Below are 19,322 nucleotides of genomic sequence, written 5' to 3'. Positions count from 1 at the left end.
ATTATTAAAAGTGTAGAAGTTCTACACTTTTTTTTATTTTTGTTGAATTGTAAATAAAAAAGAATGAAAAGATTACTATTGTTTGCTATGGTGTGCGCAAGCATGTCATTTGTTTCTGCCCAAAAGAAATTTGATAAGGTTTCAAAAGTGACTTCATCAGAGATCAGATGGTGGGGGTATAAAGTGGTAAAAACCGAAGAAACTTCCCACTCAGGAACAGTAAAACTGAAAAGTGGAAAATTTAACTTTGACCATACGGTCCTGGTAGATGGAGAGTTTATCATAGATATGAGAAGTATGATGGCAGGAGATGTTTCTGATGAAGATCAGATCAAGCTTACCAACGATTTGAAAAGCTCGAACTTCTTTGAAGTGAAAAAATTCCCTATCGCTAAATTCCATTTGACTAAAATTATTCCTTTAGCAAACAGTGAATACAATTCTACAGTATACGGAGACCTTACCCTTAAAGGAGTGAGAAAAACAATTTCTTTCCCTGCAAATGTATACGTTACTCAGTTTACAACGTCTATTGAATCTGCGAAGTTCTCTCTGAACAGAAGAGACTTTAAAGTATTCTATCAGTCTTCATTGAAAGATTATTTCATTAAGAACGAAATGGACATCCAGTTCAAAGTTACCACAGAAATGCTGGATAACGAGAACAGAGTTCCAAAGAAGAAAAAATAAGATTACTATACGATCAATATAAAAATGAGCAGTTCACCGGAGCTGCTCATTTTTTATGCTTTTGTTACATCAAAGATTTGGCTTAATCATTTACTGTTCCCTGTATTTTTTATAAATTCGTAGTATGAAAATTTATATCGTCAGCGGTCTGGGAGCAGACTTTAAGGTCCTTGAAAGAATAGAGTTTCCCAAACACTATGAATTGATTTTTATAGATTGGCTCATCCCTGAAAAAAATGAGCCTTTTGATGTTTATGTTAAAAGAATGGCAGACAAGGTAGATGATTCTGAGCCGTTCTGTCTGTTGGGATATTCTTTCGGAGGAATTATCGTGCAGGAAATTAATTTATTGAAACCTGCGGAGAAAGTAGTCATTCTGGGAAGTATAAAATCTGATAAAGAAAAGTCAAAATTTATCAGGACGGGTGAGGTGACCAAAATTCCGAGAATATTACCTGTAGGTTTATTCAATGACAAGGCAGCCAATGTATATGCTGTTATCCGAAAGCTTTTTGATCCTAAAAACCCTAAACTTCTTCAATATTTTAAAGTAAGAGATCCTTATTACCTGAAATGGTCTGTAGAAAAAGTTTCCGAATGGAAGTTTGAAGAAAATCCTAATGTTATTCAGATCCTAGGTGATAAAGATATTGTTTTTCCAATTCGTTATTCCAAACCGGATTATATAATAAAAGGAGGAACCCATCTTTTTCCAGCTACAAAATCCAAAGAAGTTTCAAAAATATTGAATGAAGTGTTTTGTGAAAAATAAAAATATTATTAATTAAATAGTTTTTTTAGGGGTATTTGTTTTAAAAAGATGATTTTTATATAATTTATATTTAAATTTGATAGGGTTAAATATAAATTATATGAAAGTAGGTTTGAAATGGATCGTTTCATTCTCAGTAATTACACTCGTTGCAATTGGTGGCTTATTCTGGAATCCGACTGCTGATATTCCTGATACCGGAGAATTTTTAAGCGAAGATAAAATTGTAGGTGCGGATGTTGCCTGGATTCTGGCTGCAGCTGGGCTTGTCCTGTTGATGACACCCGGACTGTCTTTCTTTTATGGAGGAATGGTTGGCAGGAAAAATGTGATTTCTACCATGCTACAGAGTTTTATCGCCTTAGGAGTAATCTCTATGGTTTGGGTAGTCGTAGGTTTTTCTTTGTCTTTCGGAGAATCTTTGGGTATTAACATTGCAGGAAAACACTACGGAATTATCGGAAATCCGCTCAGTTACCCTTTTTTTAGCCAAGTAGGGAATCTGCCCCATAAAATGATGGCGCCCACTATTCCTTTTATCCTTTTTGCTTTATTTCAAATGAAATTTGCGGTTATTACCCCTGCAATTATTACAGGATCTTTTGCGGAAAGGGTTCGTTTTATTTCTTATTTACTATTCATTGTCCTTTTCAGTGTCTTTATTTATACACCGCTTTGTCATATGGTATGGCATCCTGATGGGCTTTTAAACAAATATTTTGGGGTAAAAGACTTCGCAGGTGGAACAGTTGTACATATGAGTGCCGGTTTTGCAGCACTTGCCGGAGCTTTGGTAGTAGGAAACCGAAAGAATCCGCATCATGAGCCTTCCAATATTCCGTATGTTCTTCTGGGAACGGGAATGCTATGGTTTGGCTGGTTTGGTTTTAATGCCGGATCTGCATTGAGTGCTTCTGCTTCTGCGGCTACAGCTTTTGGAACGACTACCATAGCTTCAGCTTCAGCAATGATGACCTGGATTTTTTTCGATAGAATTAACGGGAGAAGTGTTTCTGCTTTGGGTGCCTGTATCGGAGCTGTAGTAGGGTTGGTGGCAATTACTCCGGGATGTGGCTTTGTAAGCATTCAGGAAAGCCTTTTTATCGGGTTTATTACTGCAATAGTTTCTAATGTAATGGTTAATTGGAAACCTTTAAAGAAAATAGATGATACGCTGGATGTTTTTGCCTGTCATGGAGTAGGAGGAATTATGGGAATGATTCTGACCGCTATTTTTGCTCATGGTGAAAAAGCAAGTTTACTGCATGGAGGATTAGAGGTTTTTCTTCATCATATGACCGCATTGGTTTTGGTTTCTGTTTTTACGTTTTTCGGTTCATTGATTTTATATAAACTTACAGATTCCATAATTACATTAAGAGTTTCTGAAGAATCTGAAAATAAAGGACTTGATCTTTCTCAGCACGAGGAAAGTTTCAGCTGATAAAAAGGGCATAAGTGTTAACTGATGCCCTGAATTAAATTTATGATTTATTGAATAGAATGAATAGCTTCGAAGATTTTATTTTTAGAATTTTCAAAGATTTCACCGCCAAATTCTTCATTATCTAAGGAATGAATGGTAACATCATTTACGCCCATAATCCCGAAGATATGTTTCAGGTAAGTCGTTTGAAAATTGACGTGTCCGTTCTTTTCATTTTCTCCATATCCGGTATCACCACGGGTTGAGAGAATAAAGAGCTTTTTGTTTTCAAGAAGTCCCACGTAATCACCATCCGGCACTCCGGATCTGAATTTCCAGGTTTCATTAATCCGCATTACCTGGTCAATATAAGCTTTCAATCCGGACGGAATAGACCAGTTATACATAGGAGTTCCGATTACATATACATCATGTTCCCTGAGTTCTTTGACCAGTTCATCACTGAGCTGTAAAGGTTTTTGGTTTTCCTCAGTTTTGTCTGCCGGTTTTTTGAATGCTCCCGCGATCCAGGATTCATCAATATTGGGAATAGTGTCAGTTCCTGCTTCCCTGTAGGTGAAAGTATCAAGAGGATATCTTGTTTTCCAGTTTTCAGCAAAAAGCTGTGTCAGTTTTCTGCTATAAGATCTTTCATTTCTTACACTGGCATTAATAATCAATATTTTCATTTGCTAAGAATTTATAACAGCAAAATTCTTGATTATTTATTCCTGAAAAATTGATCTAGTTCAAGAGGATTTATTTTTTTTCCTGATTCTGCTGATAAATTCTGCGGAAACTCCAAGATAAGAAGCAATCAGATACTGTGGAACTCTGGAGGAAATATCAGGGTAAGTATCCAGAAAATCATGATACTTTTGTTCTGCTTTGTACATATGATTGAATACCACTCTTTTTTCAAGGGTTCCGAGATAACCTTCCAGAATAATTCTGAAGTATTTTTCTAAAGCTGGAATTTCCTTCAGCATTTTTTGAAAAGACTGATGACTGATTTGCAAAAGCTTTGTTTTTTCTACAGTCTGTATATTATAAATGGAAGGTTTTTGTTTTGAAAAACTCGAAATATCTGTTGCCCACCAATGATCAATAGCTAAAAAGAGGATTTCTTCATTTCCATTTTCTTCATTAATACAGAAAGCTTTTAAAACTCCCGAAATGATATAACTGTCATGGCGGCAGATTTCCCCATTTTGCAACAGAAAATCTCCTTTTTCCAATGTTTTTTCTGTCCAGAAGCTTTTACATAAGGCTATTTCTTCCGGAGTTAGCGGGACATGCTGCAGAATACTCTTAATTAATGTTTCCATTTAAAAAAATAGTTAAAAAAAACAATGTAATGATAGATCTGACTGAAATTCATACAATCAACCCATTTTACAAAAATACTTATTTTATGGGCTGTCAAAACCAGATAAATCTAGGATTTTGCTATGCATATATTAGGATTTATCATGTATCTTTGTTTTAGAGGAAAATGACGAATCATTTATGGAATCAATATCGGTTTTTGAAATTATTAAAGTAGGAATAGGCCCGTCCAGTTCACACACGATGGGACCTTGGAACGCAGCAGCAGCATTTATCAGGATTATAAAAAGAGAAAGATCAATAGAAGAAGTTAAAGAGGTTTTTCTTGAATTCTTTGGCTCACTCGCAAAAACAGGGATTGGGCACGGAACTGATATTGCAGGAATGCTTGGGTTGAATGGAGAAGATTTTAAGACCATCAATACTTCAAAAATTGATGAAAAAATAGATTACATTAAAAGTACTCAAACCATTAATCTTGGTGGTGAAAAGGTAATTCCGTTCATCTACGGGCATCATTTGATTTTAAACATGAAAAAGAGCCTTGATTTTCATCCAAACGGAATGATCTTCAGAGCAGTTTTTGAAGACGGAACTGAACTTGTGCAGGATTTTTATTCTGTAGGTGGTGGTTTCATTGCCAGCCAGGAAAAAAACTCAATTCAAAAGCAGTGTGTACGTACATTGTATCCTTGTCATAAAGCTTCTGATATTGCAAAATATTGTGAAAAATTAGGATTTGATAAAATTTCAGATTTGATTTTCATGAATGAAGAGAGTTGGAGAAGTCAGGAAGAAACGAGACAGGAAGCACTTTATATCTGGCAGCAGATTAAAGAATGTATTTACAAAGGAGTCAATAAGGAAGGGATTCTTCCGGGTGGATTGAATGTTTCCCGAAGAGCTGCAGGAATCAACAGAAAACTGTTAGGAGATAAAATCTATAAAAACAAAGACGAGTGGTTTCAACAGGTGGTAGACGCAGAAGAAAACTTTACGAATATCAACAAATGGATTGCTTGTTTTGCGCTGGCTGTGAATGAAGAGAATGCAAGTTTCGGACGAATTATTACGGCACCTACCAATGGAGCGAGTGGAGTAATTCCGGCGGTATTGATGTATGCTCAGGCATTCACTCCGTTTACCAGTGAGGATGATATTGTAAGATTTTTGCTTGTAGCAGGAGAAATCGGGACATTATTCAAGAAAAACGCAACCATTTCTGCCGCAATGGGAGGATGTCAGGCGGAAATCGGAGTTTCTTCTGCAATGGCTGCGGCCGGGCTTACAGAAATTCTGGGTGGAAGTGTTGGACAAGTATTGATGGCCGCAGAAATTGCTATGGAGCATCACCTTGGATTGACTTGTGATCCTATCAAAGGACTGGTACAGATTCCATGTATTGAAAGAAATACAATGGGAGCAATGAAAGCGATTACGGCCGCCAATATTGCATTGGAAAGTGATCCTACCAAAGCAAAAGTAACATTGGATGAGGTGATTCTTACGATGTGGGAAACCGCTCAGTCCATGAGTGACCGTTTTAAAGAAACTTCGGAAGGCGGATTGGCGATTGCTGTCAATGTTCCGGAATGTTAATAGAAATAATAATTTTTTACAATATAAACCCTTAGACATTACTGACTAAGGGTTTCTTAATAAAATAAAAGTAAAAACCGTCGGGCTTTTAGTATCGTATAAGAGAATTTATCTTAAAATTCCTCTGATTCTGTTGGCGTTGGAAATCAGCTCTTCAAGGTATTCATAGTTTTCTTTTTCCAGAGCGGATTTGAATTTTCTGAGCTGGGTAATGTGTTCGTTCAGAACGTCAAGTACATTTTCTTTGTTTTGTTTAAAGATGGGAACCCACATTTCCGGATGCGACTTGGCAAGACGTACGGTACTTGAAAAACCGGAACTGGCAAGCTGGAAAATCGTTTCTTCTTCACGCTCTTTCTCCAATACAGTGTTGGCCAGGGCATAAGATGTAATATGGGAGATATGGGAGATATAAGCGGTGTGGACATCATGATCTTCTGCATCCATATAAATCATGTGCATGTCAAGAGCATTGACTACTTTTTCAACAGTAGCTAAGGCGTCGTCCGCGGATTCCTCTTTGTTGCATATCACACCTGCTTTTCCGGAAAAACTCTCCGCAATAGCGGATTTCGGACCGTTATTTTCTGTTCCCCACATCGGGTGGAAAGCGACAAATCTTGAACGTTTCGGATGGTCTTTTACAGCATTTACAATCCCTGCTTTTGTAGAACCTGCATCCATTACAGTCTGCTGATCAGACACAAGGTCAAGAACAGAAGGCAACAGTTTTCTCGCAGCATCTACAGGGATCGCAAGAATAATCAGATCCGAATTTTTAATTCCATGCTCAAGATCTACTCCGGCATCAATTATTTTAAGATCTAATGCATCACTGATATGCTGTGTATTGTTATCGATTCCGTAGATGAAGCTGGCCAGGTTTTTCTCTCTTAATTTCAAAGCCATCGAACCGCCGATCAATCCTACTCCAATAATACTTATTTTCATCTTTTTAAATTTTTTAAAATAAAAAAACCTCGTCCCTAGGACGAGGTTTTAAATTATATTCATAAGAATCCCTATCCCAGAGCTGAGGTAAAAATTCTATAATAATATGTTCCGTTGTTAAAAATCACAAAGCAAAGGTATAAATATTTTTTAAATGAAACGAAATTTTCTTTTCTAAATTGTGTAGATAGTGTTAATGGGAAGTGATAACAGCCTTTTTTGTTTTGGGTTAGCAGGCTATTCTTTTTTATTGGCGAAAGTTTGCAACTATAAAATAAAAATTTGAGAATTAATATAGTTAAAAATGGTTCCATTAATCTGTTTTTATTATAAGCTTTTTATTCAATTTCATTTCCATGTAATGAAAGTTTATTGAAAAAATCACGGTTTAAATTCTCTATGTATATGTTTTGAAGTTCTGAAGCCCAACCAGATGCTTCATCTTTTTTGCCATCAAAAGATGATGTAGAATAAAACTTGCCTGTAATAAAATTAAATGATTTTGAATAATTTTTTTTAGCTTTTGTATAACTTAAATCATATCCAATAACTTGTATTTTTTTGTTTTTAGTATCAAACCTAAATTTTATTTTTTCAATCAGATTTTTTCTTTCTCCAGAAATATTTGGTTTGGTAATTTGATCGGCATAATCTACTCGAATGGTAATGATCTTATTTTTAATAATAGGATCACTTAAATAATAATCTGCTTCAGTATTGTTATATAGAATACTATTGTTTAATATGGGAATTTCAACCGTTTTGTTCAATGACGATAAGTAGATGGATAATATAAAACTAGATAGTTCTGTATTTTGTTTTGCCCTAATTACAGCTTTATCTTTAATATTATCATTATCAAAGTATGGTGCTTGATATTGTGATTTAATAGTATCAATAGTTCTTGCATGATTCTCTTTACAGCTAAAAGATATGAGAGTTAATAAAGTTAAAATAGGTTTCATCATTTGTTAGTTATATTTATGTGATATAACTGACTTATTTTATAAGATCAATTATTTTATTATTAATCATTTTATTATAATCTCCTTCAAAAAGCCCATTTTTATACTTTCTGTAATATTCTATTTTTGATGTAGAAAACTCATAATATGATTTGTCCTTATCTTCATAATATTTTCCATCCAAATAATTTGGATAATTTTTATAGTCATTATCGTCTTTAATAATGTATTTACTTGGTACTTCAACTAAAACTTTATCTTCAGATTCAAAAACGTTTAGTATGTCAGAGTAACTAATATTAGTTTCTTCATAATCAGGTTTCCAATACATCACTCTTTGTCCTAATGGATATAAGACTTTATTTTTATACAGATACAATTTCCATCCAAAATGATTTTCACCATTTATGGGAAAAAAGATAATATAATTTTTAGATGTATTTGAAAAATATACCATCGGAGAGGAGGTTTCCAAATCTTCATTATTGATTTTTCTAATTATAGCTTTCTCTATGTCATTAAAAACAAAAGTTATAAGCTCATATCTGTTTTGATCACTTCCTTCAATAAGTGTATTTGAGACAGTGAAGTTTTTACAGTTTAAAGAATAATTTGCTGTTTCAATATTTTCTTGATTATAACTGATTTTACTTAATTGAATTAAGTTTTGGATATTCTCTATTTTGCTTGAAGCTTCAGATATTGAGGTTTCTTTTTCCTTTCCTGAACATGCAACAAGCATTAGTAAAAATGGCATTAAACAGTTTTTCATCATTTGTTTAAGTTACTTATTCAGATTTTATCCTGCTTTTATGAACATATCCTTTTTTACCTTCTTTAGAAACTATCAACCACCAATCTCCGTTTTGGTCTAAAACCTCAACTTGTTCACCTGTGTTGATCTTTTGTAGGATTTGAGAAGAAGAGTTTTTCTCCTTTCTTAGGTTGGTAAAACCATCATTATCCTGAATGATAAAATTGGTATTGCTTTCTTTTTGGTAAATATATTTCACATAGTCTTTTAAAGTAGGTAAATCATAAAATTTATTTTTTTCCAGATTTGATATATATATAGGATTTTTATTTAAATAGCTTTCAATATCACCTTGTATTCCAACTCTTAATTCTCTCTCAAATAAATAAGATATTGCTTTTTCAGGTTCAAAATATTCTTTTGGAGATGATGATATTTTACTTATAATATCACCTATTCTTAAATAACCATTACCTTCTTTAGCATAAGAAAAGTCTTCAACTTTACCTTTATAAATAATGGTTTCTATGTCATCAAATATTTGTTTTTTCAACTTTTTATAGCCACCAGAATCTATAAAAATTAACTGCTCCATATCGGAAAGGCTATTAAAATCAAATTTTTTAAACACTGATTCTACAAGTTTTTTATCCTTATTGTATCCATAGTAAACAACTAAATCGTATAAAAGATTTGAATTGTTTGCTTGCAGCCAAACATATGATACGGGAGTATTATAAAATACGTAAGAATTAAAATGATATAACAAGTCAGGATTTATAAACTCTGGTTCGGCAGCACTAGCATCCTGAATGAAAATAAATTTATTTTCTTTAATAGCTACCTCTGGAAACATTGCCGGACGTAAAGCAATTATGGAATTTTTATAATCTTTTAAATTTAAAGAAAATACATCCAAAATTTTTTGATTAAAGGTATTTTCATCAGGAAATTGAAATTTTCTTTGCTCTAATACTTTTTTCGCTTTATTGATATATTCAGGAGACAGGTCATCATAGTTTGATTTTGTGCCGTCTCCTTCATCTGTAATGTTATAAGGTGCTATTTTTAAAGAGTTCATATCTTTTTTTGTTTCTTTAATTTTTTGTGATTTATTTTCTTGCCCATTACATGATATGAAAAGAGACAAGCCTGCTAAGAAGTAAGGTGTAATATTTTTCATTTTCTTTTTTTTAAATTCCTGTCCATTTTTTAGTTCCAAAGCTGGAGTTGGTCCATGTAGATTCTTTCACCTTTCTTTCCTTAACAATAAAACGGACAGGTTTCTTATCATTTAAAGGCAAGTCTGGTAAGTTGTCAATTAATTTCTGAACAGGACTTGTATCCTTTCCTGAATTAAACGTAAAACATCCAACAGAAAAACGTGGAGTATAATGGTGTAGAGCGACTCCTCCTCGTGTACCATCAGGTCCGTCAATACCATTTTCAGCAGCAGCAGATTTGCTTTCAGAATCAATTACATATATTTTATATTTTTGACCGGAGACACCTGGTACAAGGTAGTATTCGCCTGGTGGAATTTCATTATAGGTACCAAACCTCTTATCCGAATGTTTTAAAATTTTTCCTTTACTAGTAGAAGTCTGATGTGTATCTCTACTTAAATAAGTTACATAGTCAGCCTCCGGTAATTTATTGTTTTTTTCTAAATTATAATATGTGCTTAAACTCATATTTTTATAGACGCTTGTTTTATACATTTTCCATGAGAACTCTGTAGGTTTAAAAGCATCATTTTCTATTTTTGTATCTGTACCAGAAACAACAACAACAGTTCCATCTTCCTTACCATTATTTACTTTTCCTTTAGGTTTGCATTTATCTACTTGAAGAATTTCTACAGCTTTTTTAAAGAATCTTTTTCGTTCATCCAAACCCACTAAAGCAGGATTAACAAGTGAGGTGACATTTGTTACGGCCTCATCACTTATTTCTGTGGCTTTACCACTGATGTTACCCCGTTTCCAAAATGCTAGTGCAGATAGCATGGAATCCTCAGAGGAATTCACTAATTTATATGGATTATCATTATCTACCCAGGTAACATTTTTTTCAAATATATTTTTTGCAGTTTTCTGTATATTTAAATAATTATCTCTCCAGGTAATTTGTTTGAATCCTTTTCCGCTATATCGCCAACCATCATCTTTATCAGTATTATTTTTACCATTTGGATGTGTTTTTCCATAAATCGCATTTGCTACAGTTTTCCAATTTTTAGAATCTAAAGATAAATCTGAAAGTCTTTTAGCTTCTGCACGTTGCTTTTCTAAACTACCAAACTGCTTAAAATAAGAAAAAAATAATTTTCTCATTCTTTCAGGGTCTCTGTACCTGAAAGCTTCTTGTAAATCATAAAATTTAGATTCCTGGCATAGTTGAGCGATAAAATGTGCTTTGGTAATACAAGTATTTATGTCAGCTTTTTTTCTATAACTATTTAGAAATGGTAATGCAGCTTTAATAAGTGAGTCATCTTTTATAAGACATGTTTCGCTACCATTTTTATTTTTTTTACTTACACATATTGATTTAATTTGTTCTAAGGTTATATCCTTCTCACAATTTGGACATTTTCCGGTTTCAGGTTTCGGATCTTGTGTATTCTGCACCCCCGCCGCACTCTTCACCTTTTCCACCTGCATCAGACCCTCCGAATTTACCCCAAATTTTTGAGATTCTGCGGAAAGATCTTTTGAGATAATTTCTATAAAATAATTTTGTTTATCGGAATCCGGGTCGCCGATAGGAGAGTCTACTCCTTTTTCAAAAATAGCTTTTGTAATGATAAATCCTGAAGTGTCACATACATCAGCAGGAATTTTAATATTTCCGCTTCTGTAAACTTCATCATTGGAAGTGGAATCATATTCCCAAACTACATACTGGATGTGTTTTCCCACCATATTTTTGGAGTGAATTCTTACTCTTACTTTATCTCCTACAGCTACTTTGGACAGTTCATTTCCTTTATCATCAATGAAAAGAGCTTCTATAATATTACCCTTAGGATCTGGCTGTTTGGGGCCACCTCCTTGTTTTGGAGAAAATTTTGGAGTCTGTGTGCCGGGTTTAGGCTTAGGTTGGGGTTGATTTTGAGGCTGTCCTTTATAATCAGGATTGGCTACATCTACATTTACCTGGCTGGCTCCCTGGATTTTTCCTGAATAAGTGGCTGTAACATAATACTCATGATTGGCGCCTTCATTCCTGTCACCCTTCATTAGAAACTGATTGGCCATCTGACGAAGGATTTTTTCATCAGACATCAGGGGAATTGGCACTTCTGCAATCCCTTTTTCATTGACCCGAGCCTTATAACTTCTTGTGTGACGGTTGTTTTTATTGATATTAACATCATGGCCTTTTCCAGGTGCATCATCTTCCCAAAGATGAAACTCGATCTCTTTATTAAACATCGCAATGCAGTGTGCCTGCGCGATAAGAGTATCACGGTAGCTTGCCTTATTGACGTCTTTTGCTCCTCTGTTGAAAAGAATTACCTTCTCTATTTTTGAAACCTTATCACTGGTCGGAATTAATATACAGCTGCCAGCCAGTTGCTTGGTAGCAGACATGCCGGGTAAAATTCCTTTTTTAATCTCATAGACTTTCATTTGAAATTCTATACCCAGGCCTATTTCTCCGAATCTGTACGTTACCTTTTCACCCTTTTTGGGCTTGTTGGTAATATCTTTCCAGATTCCGTTTTTCTGTTTCTTGTATAGATACCATTCATAGTCACCCTTCAGACCGAATGACAGTCCCGAAGGTTTTATTTCATAGGTATACGTTGTTCCTACCAGAGGATTCTGATTTCCGATTATACTTCCTGTCATGGCTTAGCTGTAATAAAGTTCGTCTGTACCTTTTGTATCTTCCTTAAATTCATCAAAATCTACAACGGGATTGTAAACCTGCTGTTCCTGCGTATTTGCTTTGGCAACCTGGCTTTTACCGACTTCACTCTGCTGTCCATGTTTGAGAATGGTGATTTTTCCTCCTGTACTGCACATTAGTTCCGAGATTTCCGTAAGACAGCTTTTTCCCATCACTTTTACTTTTTCATACGTCTTCTGCCACTTTCCGGCAGGAGCATAAGCACAGGGAAGATAACCTCCTGAAGTTGGCTTAAGTTTACATTGTCCAAATGGTTGTGCTGCAGGATCAAGCTGAAGATCGTCTTCTGTTACAGCCAGATAATCGGCCTGTCCTTCTCCGTCATTCCAGTAATGTTTCTGATGGCTGGTGACTTTAAATTTTGGAAATTTAAATCCCTGATTACACTGTACGGTTCCCTTCTGTACAATGAAATATTTTCCTTCATGGGGACTGGAACCACTGTCTTCTTTTTTATCTTTCTTTTCTTCTTTATTGTTTTGTTGTTCTGCTGTTCCAGATGATTGCTCTTCATTTTTTGAAGTTTCTCCTGTTGAGTTTTCTTCATCAGAAACCACATTTTCTGTAGATTCCTCTTGAGAGGATGCAGAGATATTTTGAGGTTCTGTTTCCTCAGCCATAAGCTGTGGATCTTCCGGAATAAAAATGGTTTTTCCGGGAACAGGTTCCTGCATGACATCTTCCGGCGGGCAGTGGAGGTTATGATAAGTTTTTAAAATGCCCTCATTTTTCAGCTTAAACTGCCGGGCCAGCGAAGTGAAAGTATCGCCATTTTGTGTGACATAATTTTTCATATTTATCCTTGTGTTATATTGATATGGTGTTGGTGAATCAACTCTTCTTCATGACTGAGTAAAACCGAAGCTTTAGCCTGAAGAAGATTCTTATTTTTTGTGTGGGTGGTGTATTCTAATATTATATTTCCTTGCGCAGGTTCAGCTGCAGAATCTTTAAACTTTATGCCGCGCATAATCTCCTGTGGAGTATATCGTTCGGTGATTTTGCCATTTAAAATGGTCAAAACAGAGTTTTCATCATCATTTGACTGTTCAATATTGAGTTCGCATTGTACAGGAAACGAATTCTGTAAAAAATAAAAAGGTTCTGTCCAATTCTTTTTTCTTTGGAACCAATCTATTTTGGGAAACAAAGTCTGAAAAAGGAGTGTACTTAGCAATTGCTGCAAGAAAACCGTTTCATCGCTGATGCCCCTTTCAAACGAATCCATATAATTTTGAGCAACTTCTCCTACATAAAACTCTTCAAGATCTTTACGCTGATGGGTAAATGTGTTTGTGATTTTTTTGTGGTCCGCAAAGCCGATAATTTGACCCTTGTCATTCATAATAAATTCAAGAGGCATGATACTTTTCATGCAGGCAATGGATAAGCTGCTTACCTTATCATCAGGTGTATTCCCATTAGATTTAAAACTATTCTGGCTATAGCTCAAAATATATTGATCTGTATTTTTGCTTTTGTGAAGAGCAAGCTCAATGGTATAATCAATAGTAACGGAAGGTTCAAACGGACTTTCAAAAGTCTCATTCACTGAATATGTTTTGGCAAGAAAAGACTCTGAAAATCCTGAAGGAAAACTGTTTTTTCTTTCTCGTTCTTTCTGGATCTCTGTTTTAAAATTGGTGGGAACATAGATATTTTTGACGTCATTAAGACTTTCAAACCAAATCTTATCCATTTTTTGGCAATGAGAATTGTGAAACAGCTTTAGTTCTTCACCGGTCATGCCCAGCCGGGAAGCGATAGAGGTCAGCGTGTCTCCATTCCGTACCTGATATTGTAAGAAATCAATTTCCATCCAATGTGAATTATAGGATAAAGCTATTAAAAAACTCTATTTGAAATTAATTTTTAGGGTTAAATTTTAAAAAGTGTAGTAGAATTACGACATGAAGATAAATGCAGCATGGAAGCCACCCTGTCAAAAATTCTCTGAATTTTCGCCACCTCTCCAGTGGAGGGGAATTTTTACGTCTTCAGTTGTGATGCTAGTCAGGATTGGAGTTTTTGTTGATGCTTTCTTATTGGTTTAATGTGGATGGATTCCTACGGAATGACATAATTGGAATGATGGTTTATCCATGAGTTTGTCATTCTGTAGGAATCTAAGCTGTTACAAGGGTTTTCAAAGCTTGTGTACTTTTAAAACAGTTAGTAGTAAATTAAAATAAGCCAACAAAAAAACTTTTGTGACTTTTGTGGTTTAATAATGTACAATACAACCAAAAGTTATTACTAATTTTAAAGTTATAAAACAGTAAACATGAAGAATAGATTCTTACACGGAGTTTTCATAATATTGATCAGTTTGAGTTCTGCATATGCTCAGAAGTCCGGCGATCAAGCGTCTGTTTTTTTCACTACAAAAGCAAAGGATACTGTAAGGATCAACGAAACATTCAATGAAAATGATACAACAAATAGCAAGGGCTTAAAAAAGCAGCTGAAACCTATTCAGACCAATTTTAAAAGGATTAATTCCATGACAAAATGGACTTCTGTCAAAAAGAAGGATATTGAAGGAGAATCTGCAGAAGGAGGGGAGGCCACATTTTATTATACGGATAAAGGGTTGGAAAAAGTTATTGCCAGGCATTATGGCGAAATGGGACAGAAACTGATAGAATATTATCTTCTTAACGGGCGGCTTTCTTTTGTTTTCGGGAAAGAGTACAGATATAACCGACCGCTTTTCTATGATGCTAAAGCAATGAAAGAAAATAATGATATGGAAGCATTTGATTTGAAAAAATCAGAAATTACAATAACCCGAAATTATTTTGAAAACGGAAATATTATTTTAATTAATGCTACTACGGGACGCGGATATAATATCAGTGCGGATTATCCGGCTGAGCAGGAGAAAAGTATAACAGAGGATTTTAAAAGACTTCTGAAATTAGCTGATTAAATGGTTGTTATTGTTTATCCGCTTTGATAATATTCAGTCTTTCTTCCACCTCATTGATTCTCTTGAGCCAATAGTTGATTCCTTCCTGATTGGTTACTGTTTCTTTAAAAGCATTACGGTTTACAGCCCATAAATGACTGCTGTGCTTTTGATAATCCAGTTCCCGTTCCTTTTTATTTTCAGGTTCTATGCGATATCTCCAGAATACGAGAGAGTGCATATATTCTGAGCGGATTTTCTCCAGATAGGTAATAATGGCCTTTCTGTCCTGCGGAATATATCCGGGACCGGAGCATCCACATGAATGAAAAGTGATTCCTACCGTATACAAATCACGGATATGAGCCCATTGCTTATCGTCATTTTTAGGAGGGGATTTAAAATCAAGTCCCATATTGGCCATCAGATTTCCACATTCGGGGCACTTGGCTTCCACGGAAGTCTGAGCATCCCGGTCCACATCTTTCAGGTGGCGGCGTTTGAAAGTTTTCTGGCAGTTGAAACAGGCATAATGTCCTTTGTAAACCATCATGGAGTATCGGCACATATTAAAGTCTTGTTCTTTGGTTATAAGTTATTTTTATTTGTTTTTTCCTCTTCATTAAAATTGATTCCCATCACGCTGCTGGCGCTTCTCGGATCGTAGACCGACCATATATCTCCCCAGGGAAATTTGAAGGTGCAGCTTGGGTAAGGTTTTTTCTTTTTTTGGGTTGGAGGCATTTCCAGGATCCGGGCGAGAAAAGTATTGTTTCTGTGAAAAACGTTCATTTCTTTTTCCTCTGTCCATTCATTCCAGTCTTTAGTATCACCATTTTCCCATGTGTTCATATGGATGATGTCCAGCTGATCTCCGAAAAAGCACAGACTGAAAGATACCTGATACCCTTTTATTTCTATATGCTGAAAATAATACCAAAAATACCCGGTTTTTACATCCCACATATTGTGATACTTTTCTTTATAAAAATCAGTCTGCTTCAGCTGATCAAGACTCATTCCCTTATAAAGTGTGGTAGCAAAGGTTTTCAGCTCTATAACTCCATTTTCACTGTTAATCAGCATGTCCCAAAAAATTGAAGCTATAAATATACCCGTTTTTTCTTTACAGACAACGAATAATATTTACAGCTTCTAGTAGAAATAGAAATATCGGTGTGTTATTTTGGCTATGGGTTTGAAATTATTAATGTAGAAGGGATATCAGAAAGCCAAAGACTTTTTGTATCAATCAGATTTTTCCAACTTTTACTGCTGATCAGCATCAGATCCTGAGCGTTCAGAAATTCTTTTTCAATCTTCTTTTCATTATACAGCGTAATATGATTAGGAGCTACCTGTTCAATACTTCTGATAAGTTCCTTTACTTCAATATTATTTCGGATCTGTCCTGCAGCATCCAGAATGATAACCTGTGAATTGTTGTTATTGATAAGCCTTTTAGCATATTCAAGAAGATAAAAATCACTTAGATTAAAGATGGGAACAAATACTTTATCCGCCGCTTTAAAGTCTTTTTCTACCAAAATTCCCACAGGAATATTGGTTTTGTCCAGAATCTGAAGGGTAAAATCGTCAAAAGGAGAATTGTTGAATATATTTCCTTTGCCTTTCACTGTATTCAGGAGCTTTTCGGGATTGATGATTTTGGTGGTAAAGCCTAGCAAACGGCCTAATAAACTTCCCTCATACATAGATTTTCCAAGCATGATAAGCAGGAGATCATAATGTCCTTTATTGGTAATACTGGTAAGATCACTTTCAATATCGGTAGAGGCTTTGAAGAGGGTAGTTACCTCGAGATTAAGATCATGAGAGGTTTCAATGACATTCTGGAATTGTGAATCCTCATATTCATTGATATCATAGGCATGCATTTCATCTACCGGAGCAATATTCATAGCAGTGATGCTTTTATTGCCATTCATTTTATGAGTGAAATTGTGAGCCAGTTTTAAGAGAGTACTTCCGGATTCCGGTTTGTCAAAAGAGAGAAGAACCCGGTATTTAGAATCATTTTCGTGGACAGGCTCATCCTGATTTTTCTTAGATTTAAATATAAAATTAATGAAATCAAGAGCAGGTCCTGTCATGAAAGTGGTAAAGAGTGCCATAATCACAAGCATTGCAAAAATTTCAGGACTTAAAACTCCAAGGTCATATCCGATGTTCAGTACGATAAGTTCCATAAGACCTCTTGTATTCATCAGAGCTCCGATCGTTAAGCTTTCTTTCCAGTTAATGCCTACAAATCTTGCCGTCAGTGCACTTCCTGCAAATTTTCCAAGAACGGCAGTCAGAATAATAAATCCTGCTGTCATCCATAAATGGCTGTCATTCAGAAGTCCTATCTGAGTACGAAGTCCGGTAAATACAAAGAACAACGGAAGAAGAAGCACCAAAGCCACATCTTCTACCTTATCAATAAAAAGCGTGCGGAATTTTGTATTTTCAGGCATAATAGCGCCAGCCATAAAAGCTCCGAATAAAGCGTGAATACCGATTACCTCAGTAGCATATGCAGATAAAATAAGAGTCAAAAAGAAAATAGCGACCATTGGTTTGCTGATTGTATTTTTTCCTGCCTGAAGGTCTCCGATTCTTTTCAGGAATGGTCTGACAATTTTTATCATTAAAAATACATAAGCAATAGCCATAATAATTACATAGATGGAACTTGCGAAAGAGCCAGCCTTTACAATAGCAATTACGGCTGCAAGAATACACCATGCCGTAATATCATCGGCAGCTGCACAGGTAATAACAATGGTTCCCAGTTTGGTTTTCTGGAGGTTTCTCTCCTGTACGATTCTTGCCAATACCGGAAAGGCTGTAATGCTCATAGAAATAGCTATAAATAAGGCAAAAGAAGTAAACTGGATACCTTCCGGTGCAAATTCCTGGTAAACAAAATAAGAAAGTCCTATTCCCAATGCAAAAGGAATAATAATACTTGCATGGCTGATGACTACGGCATCATGAGCTTTTTTTCTTAATACACTCAGATCCAGCTCCATTCCAACAATATACATGAAAAGAATAAGACCTATCTGACTTAGAAACTGAAGGTTACCTAATGATTCTTTGGGGAAAAGAAATGCCGAAAACTCAGGAAAATACATTCCCACAAGTGATGGCCCCAGCACAATACCTGCAATCATTTCTCCGATGACAGTGGGCTGTTTTATTTTCATACAAATCCATCCGAAAAGTCTTGCCGTCATAATGATAGTGACAATTTGCGCCAATAATAACGCAAGCGGATGATGAAGATTGGTTTTAAATGATTCCAGGAAATTTTCCCAGGTAGAACCGCTGCTGGTTTTAGCAACGATATTTTCTTTTACTTCCAGTGTCTGCCCTTCGATAATGAAATAATACATCAGACACGAAAAAACAGCGATGGTAGTAATGTAGAAAATTAAATTTTTGTATTTCCCCAAATTCATGATTCCAATATTTTATGCAAAGTTGATAAGAATATAGTTATGTTAAATACTCTTTTTTTTTAAATGTAATGAATGTTCTAAAAAATGTAATAAAATCTATTTGAATGAATATCCGAATCCAAATCCTATTTTCCAGCTGCCGTTCTGGTCTGCTGTTTTGGTATTATAGTAAGCCGGGATCTGAAGGGCAATTTTTTTATAAACCATGGTAAGACCAGCACCCAGCGTAGGCATAATAGGACTGTTTTTTGTTCCTGATGACCGGTCTTCTTTAATTCTCAGTGAAGGAAGCATTCCCAATACGAATTTTGCGTTGTGGTGGGTAAGACTTACATTGGGGCCCGTAAAGTTAATAAAAGCACCATGATCTACATATCCGGCCACTGCTATTCCGTCAAAAAATGAAACCTTAATTTTTGAGGTTTCCTGGGAAAAACACAAGCCGGATATGAGAAGTCCTGCAGCATAGAAACAATTTTTCATTATAAAATCAATTAATTCTGTGCAAAAATAAATGGATTGTACGTTGAAAAG

Annotated in this window: 18 protein-coding genes; 5 read left to right on the top strand and 13 right to left on the bottom strand. The window is 35.2% G+C overall.

Annotation, left to right across the window (positions count from 1 at the left end):
• Window positions 1–63 precede the first annotated feature (63 nt).
• The 3 genes from ACLMCG_RS06770 (at window position 64) to ACLMCG_RS06760 (ending at window position 2,906) form a co-directional block, all read left to right on the top strand.
• Complete coding sequence (locus tag ACLMCG_RS06770) at window positions 64–690, top strand: YceI family protein (RefSeq protein ID WP_047423735.1); 627 nt, start codon at window positions 64–66, stop codon at window positions 688–690.
• A gap of 124 nt (window positions 691–814) precedes the next feature.
• Entirely contained in the window at window positions 815–1,462 is a 648-nt protein-coding gene (locus tag ACLMCG_RS06765; protein ID WP_413959276.1) for an alpha/beta hydrolase, read from the top strand.
• Between the two features lie 100 nt (window positions 1,463–1,562).
• Window positions 1,563–2,906, top strand: coding sequence for an ammonium transporter (locus ACLMCG_RS06760; protein WP_413959275.1), 1,344 nt, complete (start codon window positions 1,563–1,565; stop codon window positions 2,904–2,906).
• A 47-nt stretch (window positions 2,907–2,953) separates the two neighbouring features.
• On the opposite strand, the gene ACLMCG_RS06755 is transcribed toward ACLMCG_RS06760, so the two are convergent.
• Together ACLMCG_RS06755 and ACLMCG_RS06750 are read right to left on the bottom strand one after the other, a co-directional pair.
• Complete coding sequence (locus tag ACLMCG_RS06755; protein WP_413959274.1) at window positions 2,954–3,577, bottom strand: FMN-dependent NADH-azoreductase; 624 nt, start codon at window positions 3,575–3,577, stop codon at window positions 2,954–2,956.
• Between the two features lie 60 nt (window positions 3,578–3,637).
• Complete coding sequence (locus tag ACLMCG_RS06750) at window positions 3,638–4,216, bottom strand: Crp/Fnr family transcriptional regulator (protein WP_413959273.1); 579 nt, start codon at window positions 4,214–4,216, stop codon at window positions 3,638–3,640.
• Window positions 4,217–4,397: 181 nt separating this feature from the next.
• On the opposite strand from ACLMCG_RS06750, the gene ACLMCG_RS06745 reads away from it, so the two are divergent.
• A complete protein-coding gene (locus tag ACLMCG_RS06745; protein ID WP_413959272.1) occupies window positions 4,398–5,816 on the top strand; it encodes an L-serine ammonia-lyase in 1,419 nt (472 codons plus the stop codon).
• Between the two features lie 108 nt (window positions 5,817–5,924).
• On the opposite strand, the gene ACLMCG_RS06740 is transcribed toward ACLMCG_RS06745, so the two are convergent.
• From ACLMCG_RS06740 to ACLMCG_RS06710, 7 genes are all read right to left on the bottom strand, one after another.
• Window positions 5,925–6,767 carry a prephenate dehydrogenase gene (locus ACLMCG_RS06740; protein WP_047423729.1) on the bottom strand — a complete coding sequence of 281 codons (843 nt, stop codon included), beginning with the start codon at window positions 6,765–6,767 and terminating at the stop codon, window positions 5,925–5,927.
• A 338-nt stretch (window positions 6,768–7,105) separates the two neighbouring features.
• Entirely contained in the window at window positions 7,106–7,735 is a 630-nt protein-coding gene (locus tag ACLMCG_RS06735; RefSeq protein WP_413959271.1) for a hypothetical protein, read from the bottom strand.
• A 31-nt stretch (window positions 7,736–7,766) separates the two neighbouring features.
• Window positions 7,767–8,507, bottom strand: a complete 741-nt coding sequence (locus ACLMCG_RS06730) for a hypothetical protein (protein WP_414136864.1) — start codon at window positions 8,505–8,507, stop codon at window positions 7,767–7,769.
• A 13-nt stretch (window positions 8,508–8,520) separates the two neighbouring features.
• Window positions 8,521–9,669 carry an SH3 domain-containing protein gene (locus ACLMCG_RS06725; RefSeq protein ID WP_413959269.1) on the bottom strand — a complete coding sequence of 383 codons (1,149 nt, stop codon included), beginning with the start codon at window positions 9,667–9,669 and terminating at the stop codon, window positions 8,521–8,523.
• Window positions 9,670–9,679: 10 nt separating this feature from the next.
• Window positions 9,680–12,346 (bottom strand): glycoside hydrolase family 19 protein, encoded by a 2,667-nt coding sequence (locus ACLMCG_RS06720; RefSeq protein ID WP_413959268.1) that lies wholly within the window; start codon window positions 12,344–12,346, stop codon window positions 9,680–9,682.
• Window positions 12,347–12,349: 3 nt separating this feature from the next.
• Window positions 12,350–13,201 carry a DUF4280 domain-containing protein gene (locus ACLMCG_RS06715; protein WP_413959267.1) on the bottom strand — a complete coding sequence of 284 codons (852 nt, stop codon included), beginning with the start codon at window positions 13,199–13,201 and terminating at the stop codon, window positions 12,350–12,352.
• 2 nt (window positions 13,202–13,203) lie between these two features.
• Window positions 13,204–14,226 (bottom strand): LysM peptidoglycan-binding domain-containing protein, encoded by a 1,023-nt coding sequence (locus tag ACLMCG_RS06710; protein ID WP_413959266.1) that lies wholly within the window; start codon window positions 14,224–14,226, stop codon window positions 13,204–13,206.
• A gap of 465 nt (window positions 14,227–14,691) precedes the next feature.
• Between ACLMCG_RS06710 and ACLMCG_RS06705 the strand changes: the two genes are divergently transcribed.
• Window positions 14,692–15,339 (top strand): hypothetical protein, encoded by a 648-nt coding sequence (locus ACLMCG_RS06705; RefSeq protein ID WP_413959265.1) that lies wholly within the window; start codon window positions 14,692–14,694, stop codon window positions 15,337–15,339.
• 7 nt (window positions 15,340–15,346) lie between these two features.
• On the opposite strand, the gene ACLMCG_RS06700 is transcribed toward ACLMCG_RS06705, so the two are convergent.
• The 4 genes from ACLMCG_RS06700 to ACLMCG_RS06685 form a co-directional block, all read right to left on the bottom strand.
• Window positions 15,347–15,871 (bottom strand): hypothetical protein, encoded by a 525-nt coding sequence (locus ACLMCG_RS06700; RefSeq protein WP_413959264.1) that lies wholly within the window; start codon window positions 15,869–15,871, stop codon window positions 15,347–15,349.
• A 35-nt stretch (window positions 15,872–15,906) separates the two neighbouring features.
• Window positions 15,907–16,404: a hypothetical protein gene (locus ACLMCG_RS06695; protein ID WP_413959263.1), complete on the bottom strand. Its 498-nt coding sequence runs from the start codon at window positions 16,402–16,404 to the stop codon at window positions 15,907–15,909.
• 104 nt (window positions 16,405–16,508) lie between these two features.
• Window positions 16,509–18,788 (bottom strand): cation:proton antiporter, encoded by a 2,280-nt coding sequence (locus ACLMCG_RS06690; RefSeq protein WP_413959262.1) that lies wholly within the window; start codon window positions 18,786–18,788, stop codon window positions 16,509–16,511.
• Between the two features lie 96 nt (window positions 18,789–18,884).
• Window positions 18,885–19,271: a hypothetical protein gene (locus ACLMCG_RS06685; protein ID WP_413959261.1), complete on the bottom strand. Its 387-nt coding sequence runs from the start codon at window positions 19,269–19,271 to the stop codon at window positions 18,885–18,887.
• Window positions 19,272–19,322 lie beyond the last annotated feature (51 nt).

Source organism: Chryseobacterium sp. S90, from assembly GCF_047444895.1.
Classification (GTDB): domain Bacteria; phylum Bacteroidota; class Bacteroidia; order Flavobacteriales; family Weeksellaceae; genus Chryseobacterium.
This window is presented reverse-complemented; position numbering and strand designations above follow the sequence as displayed.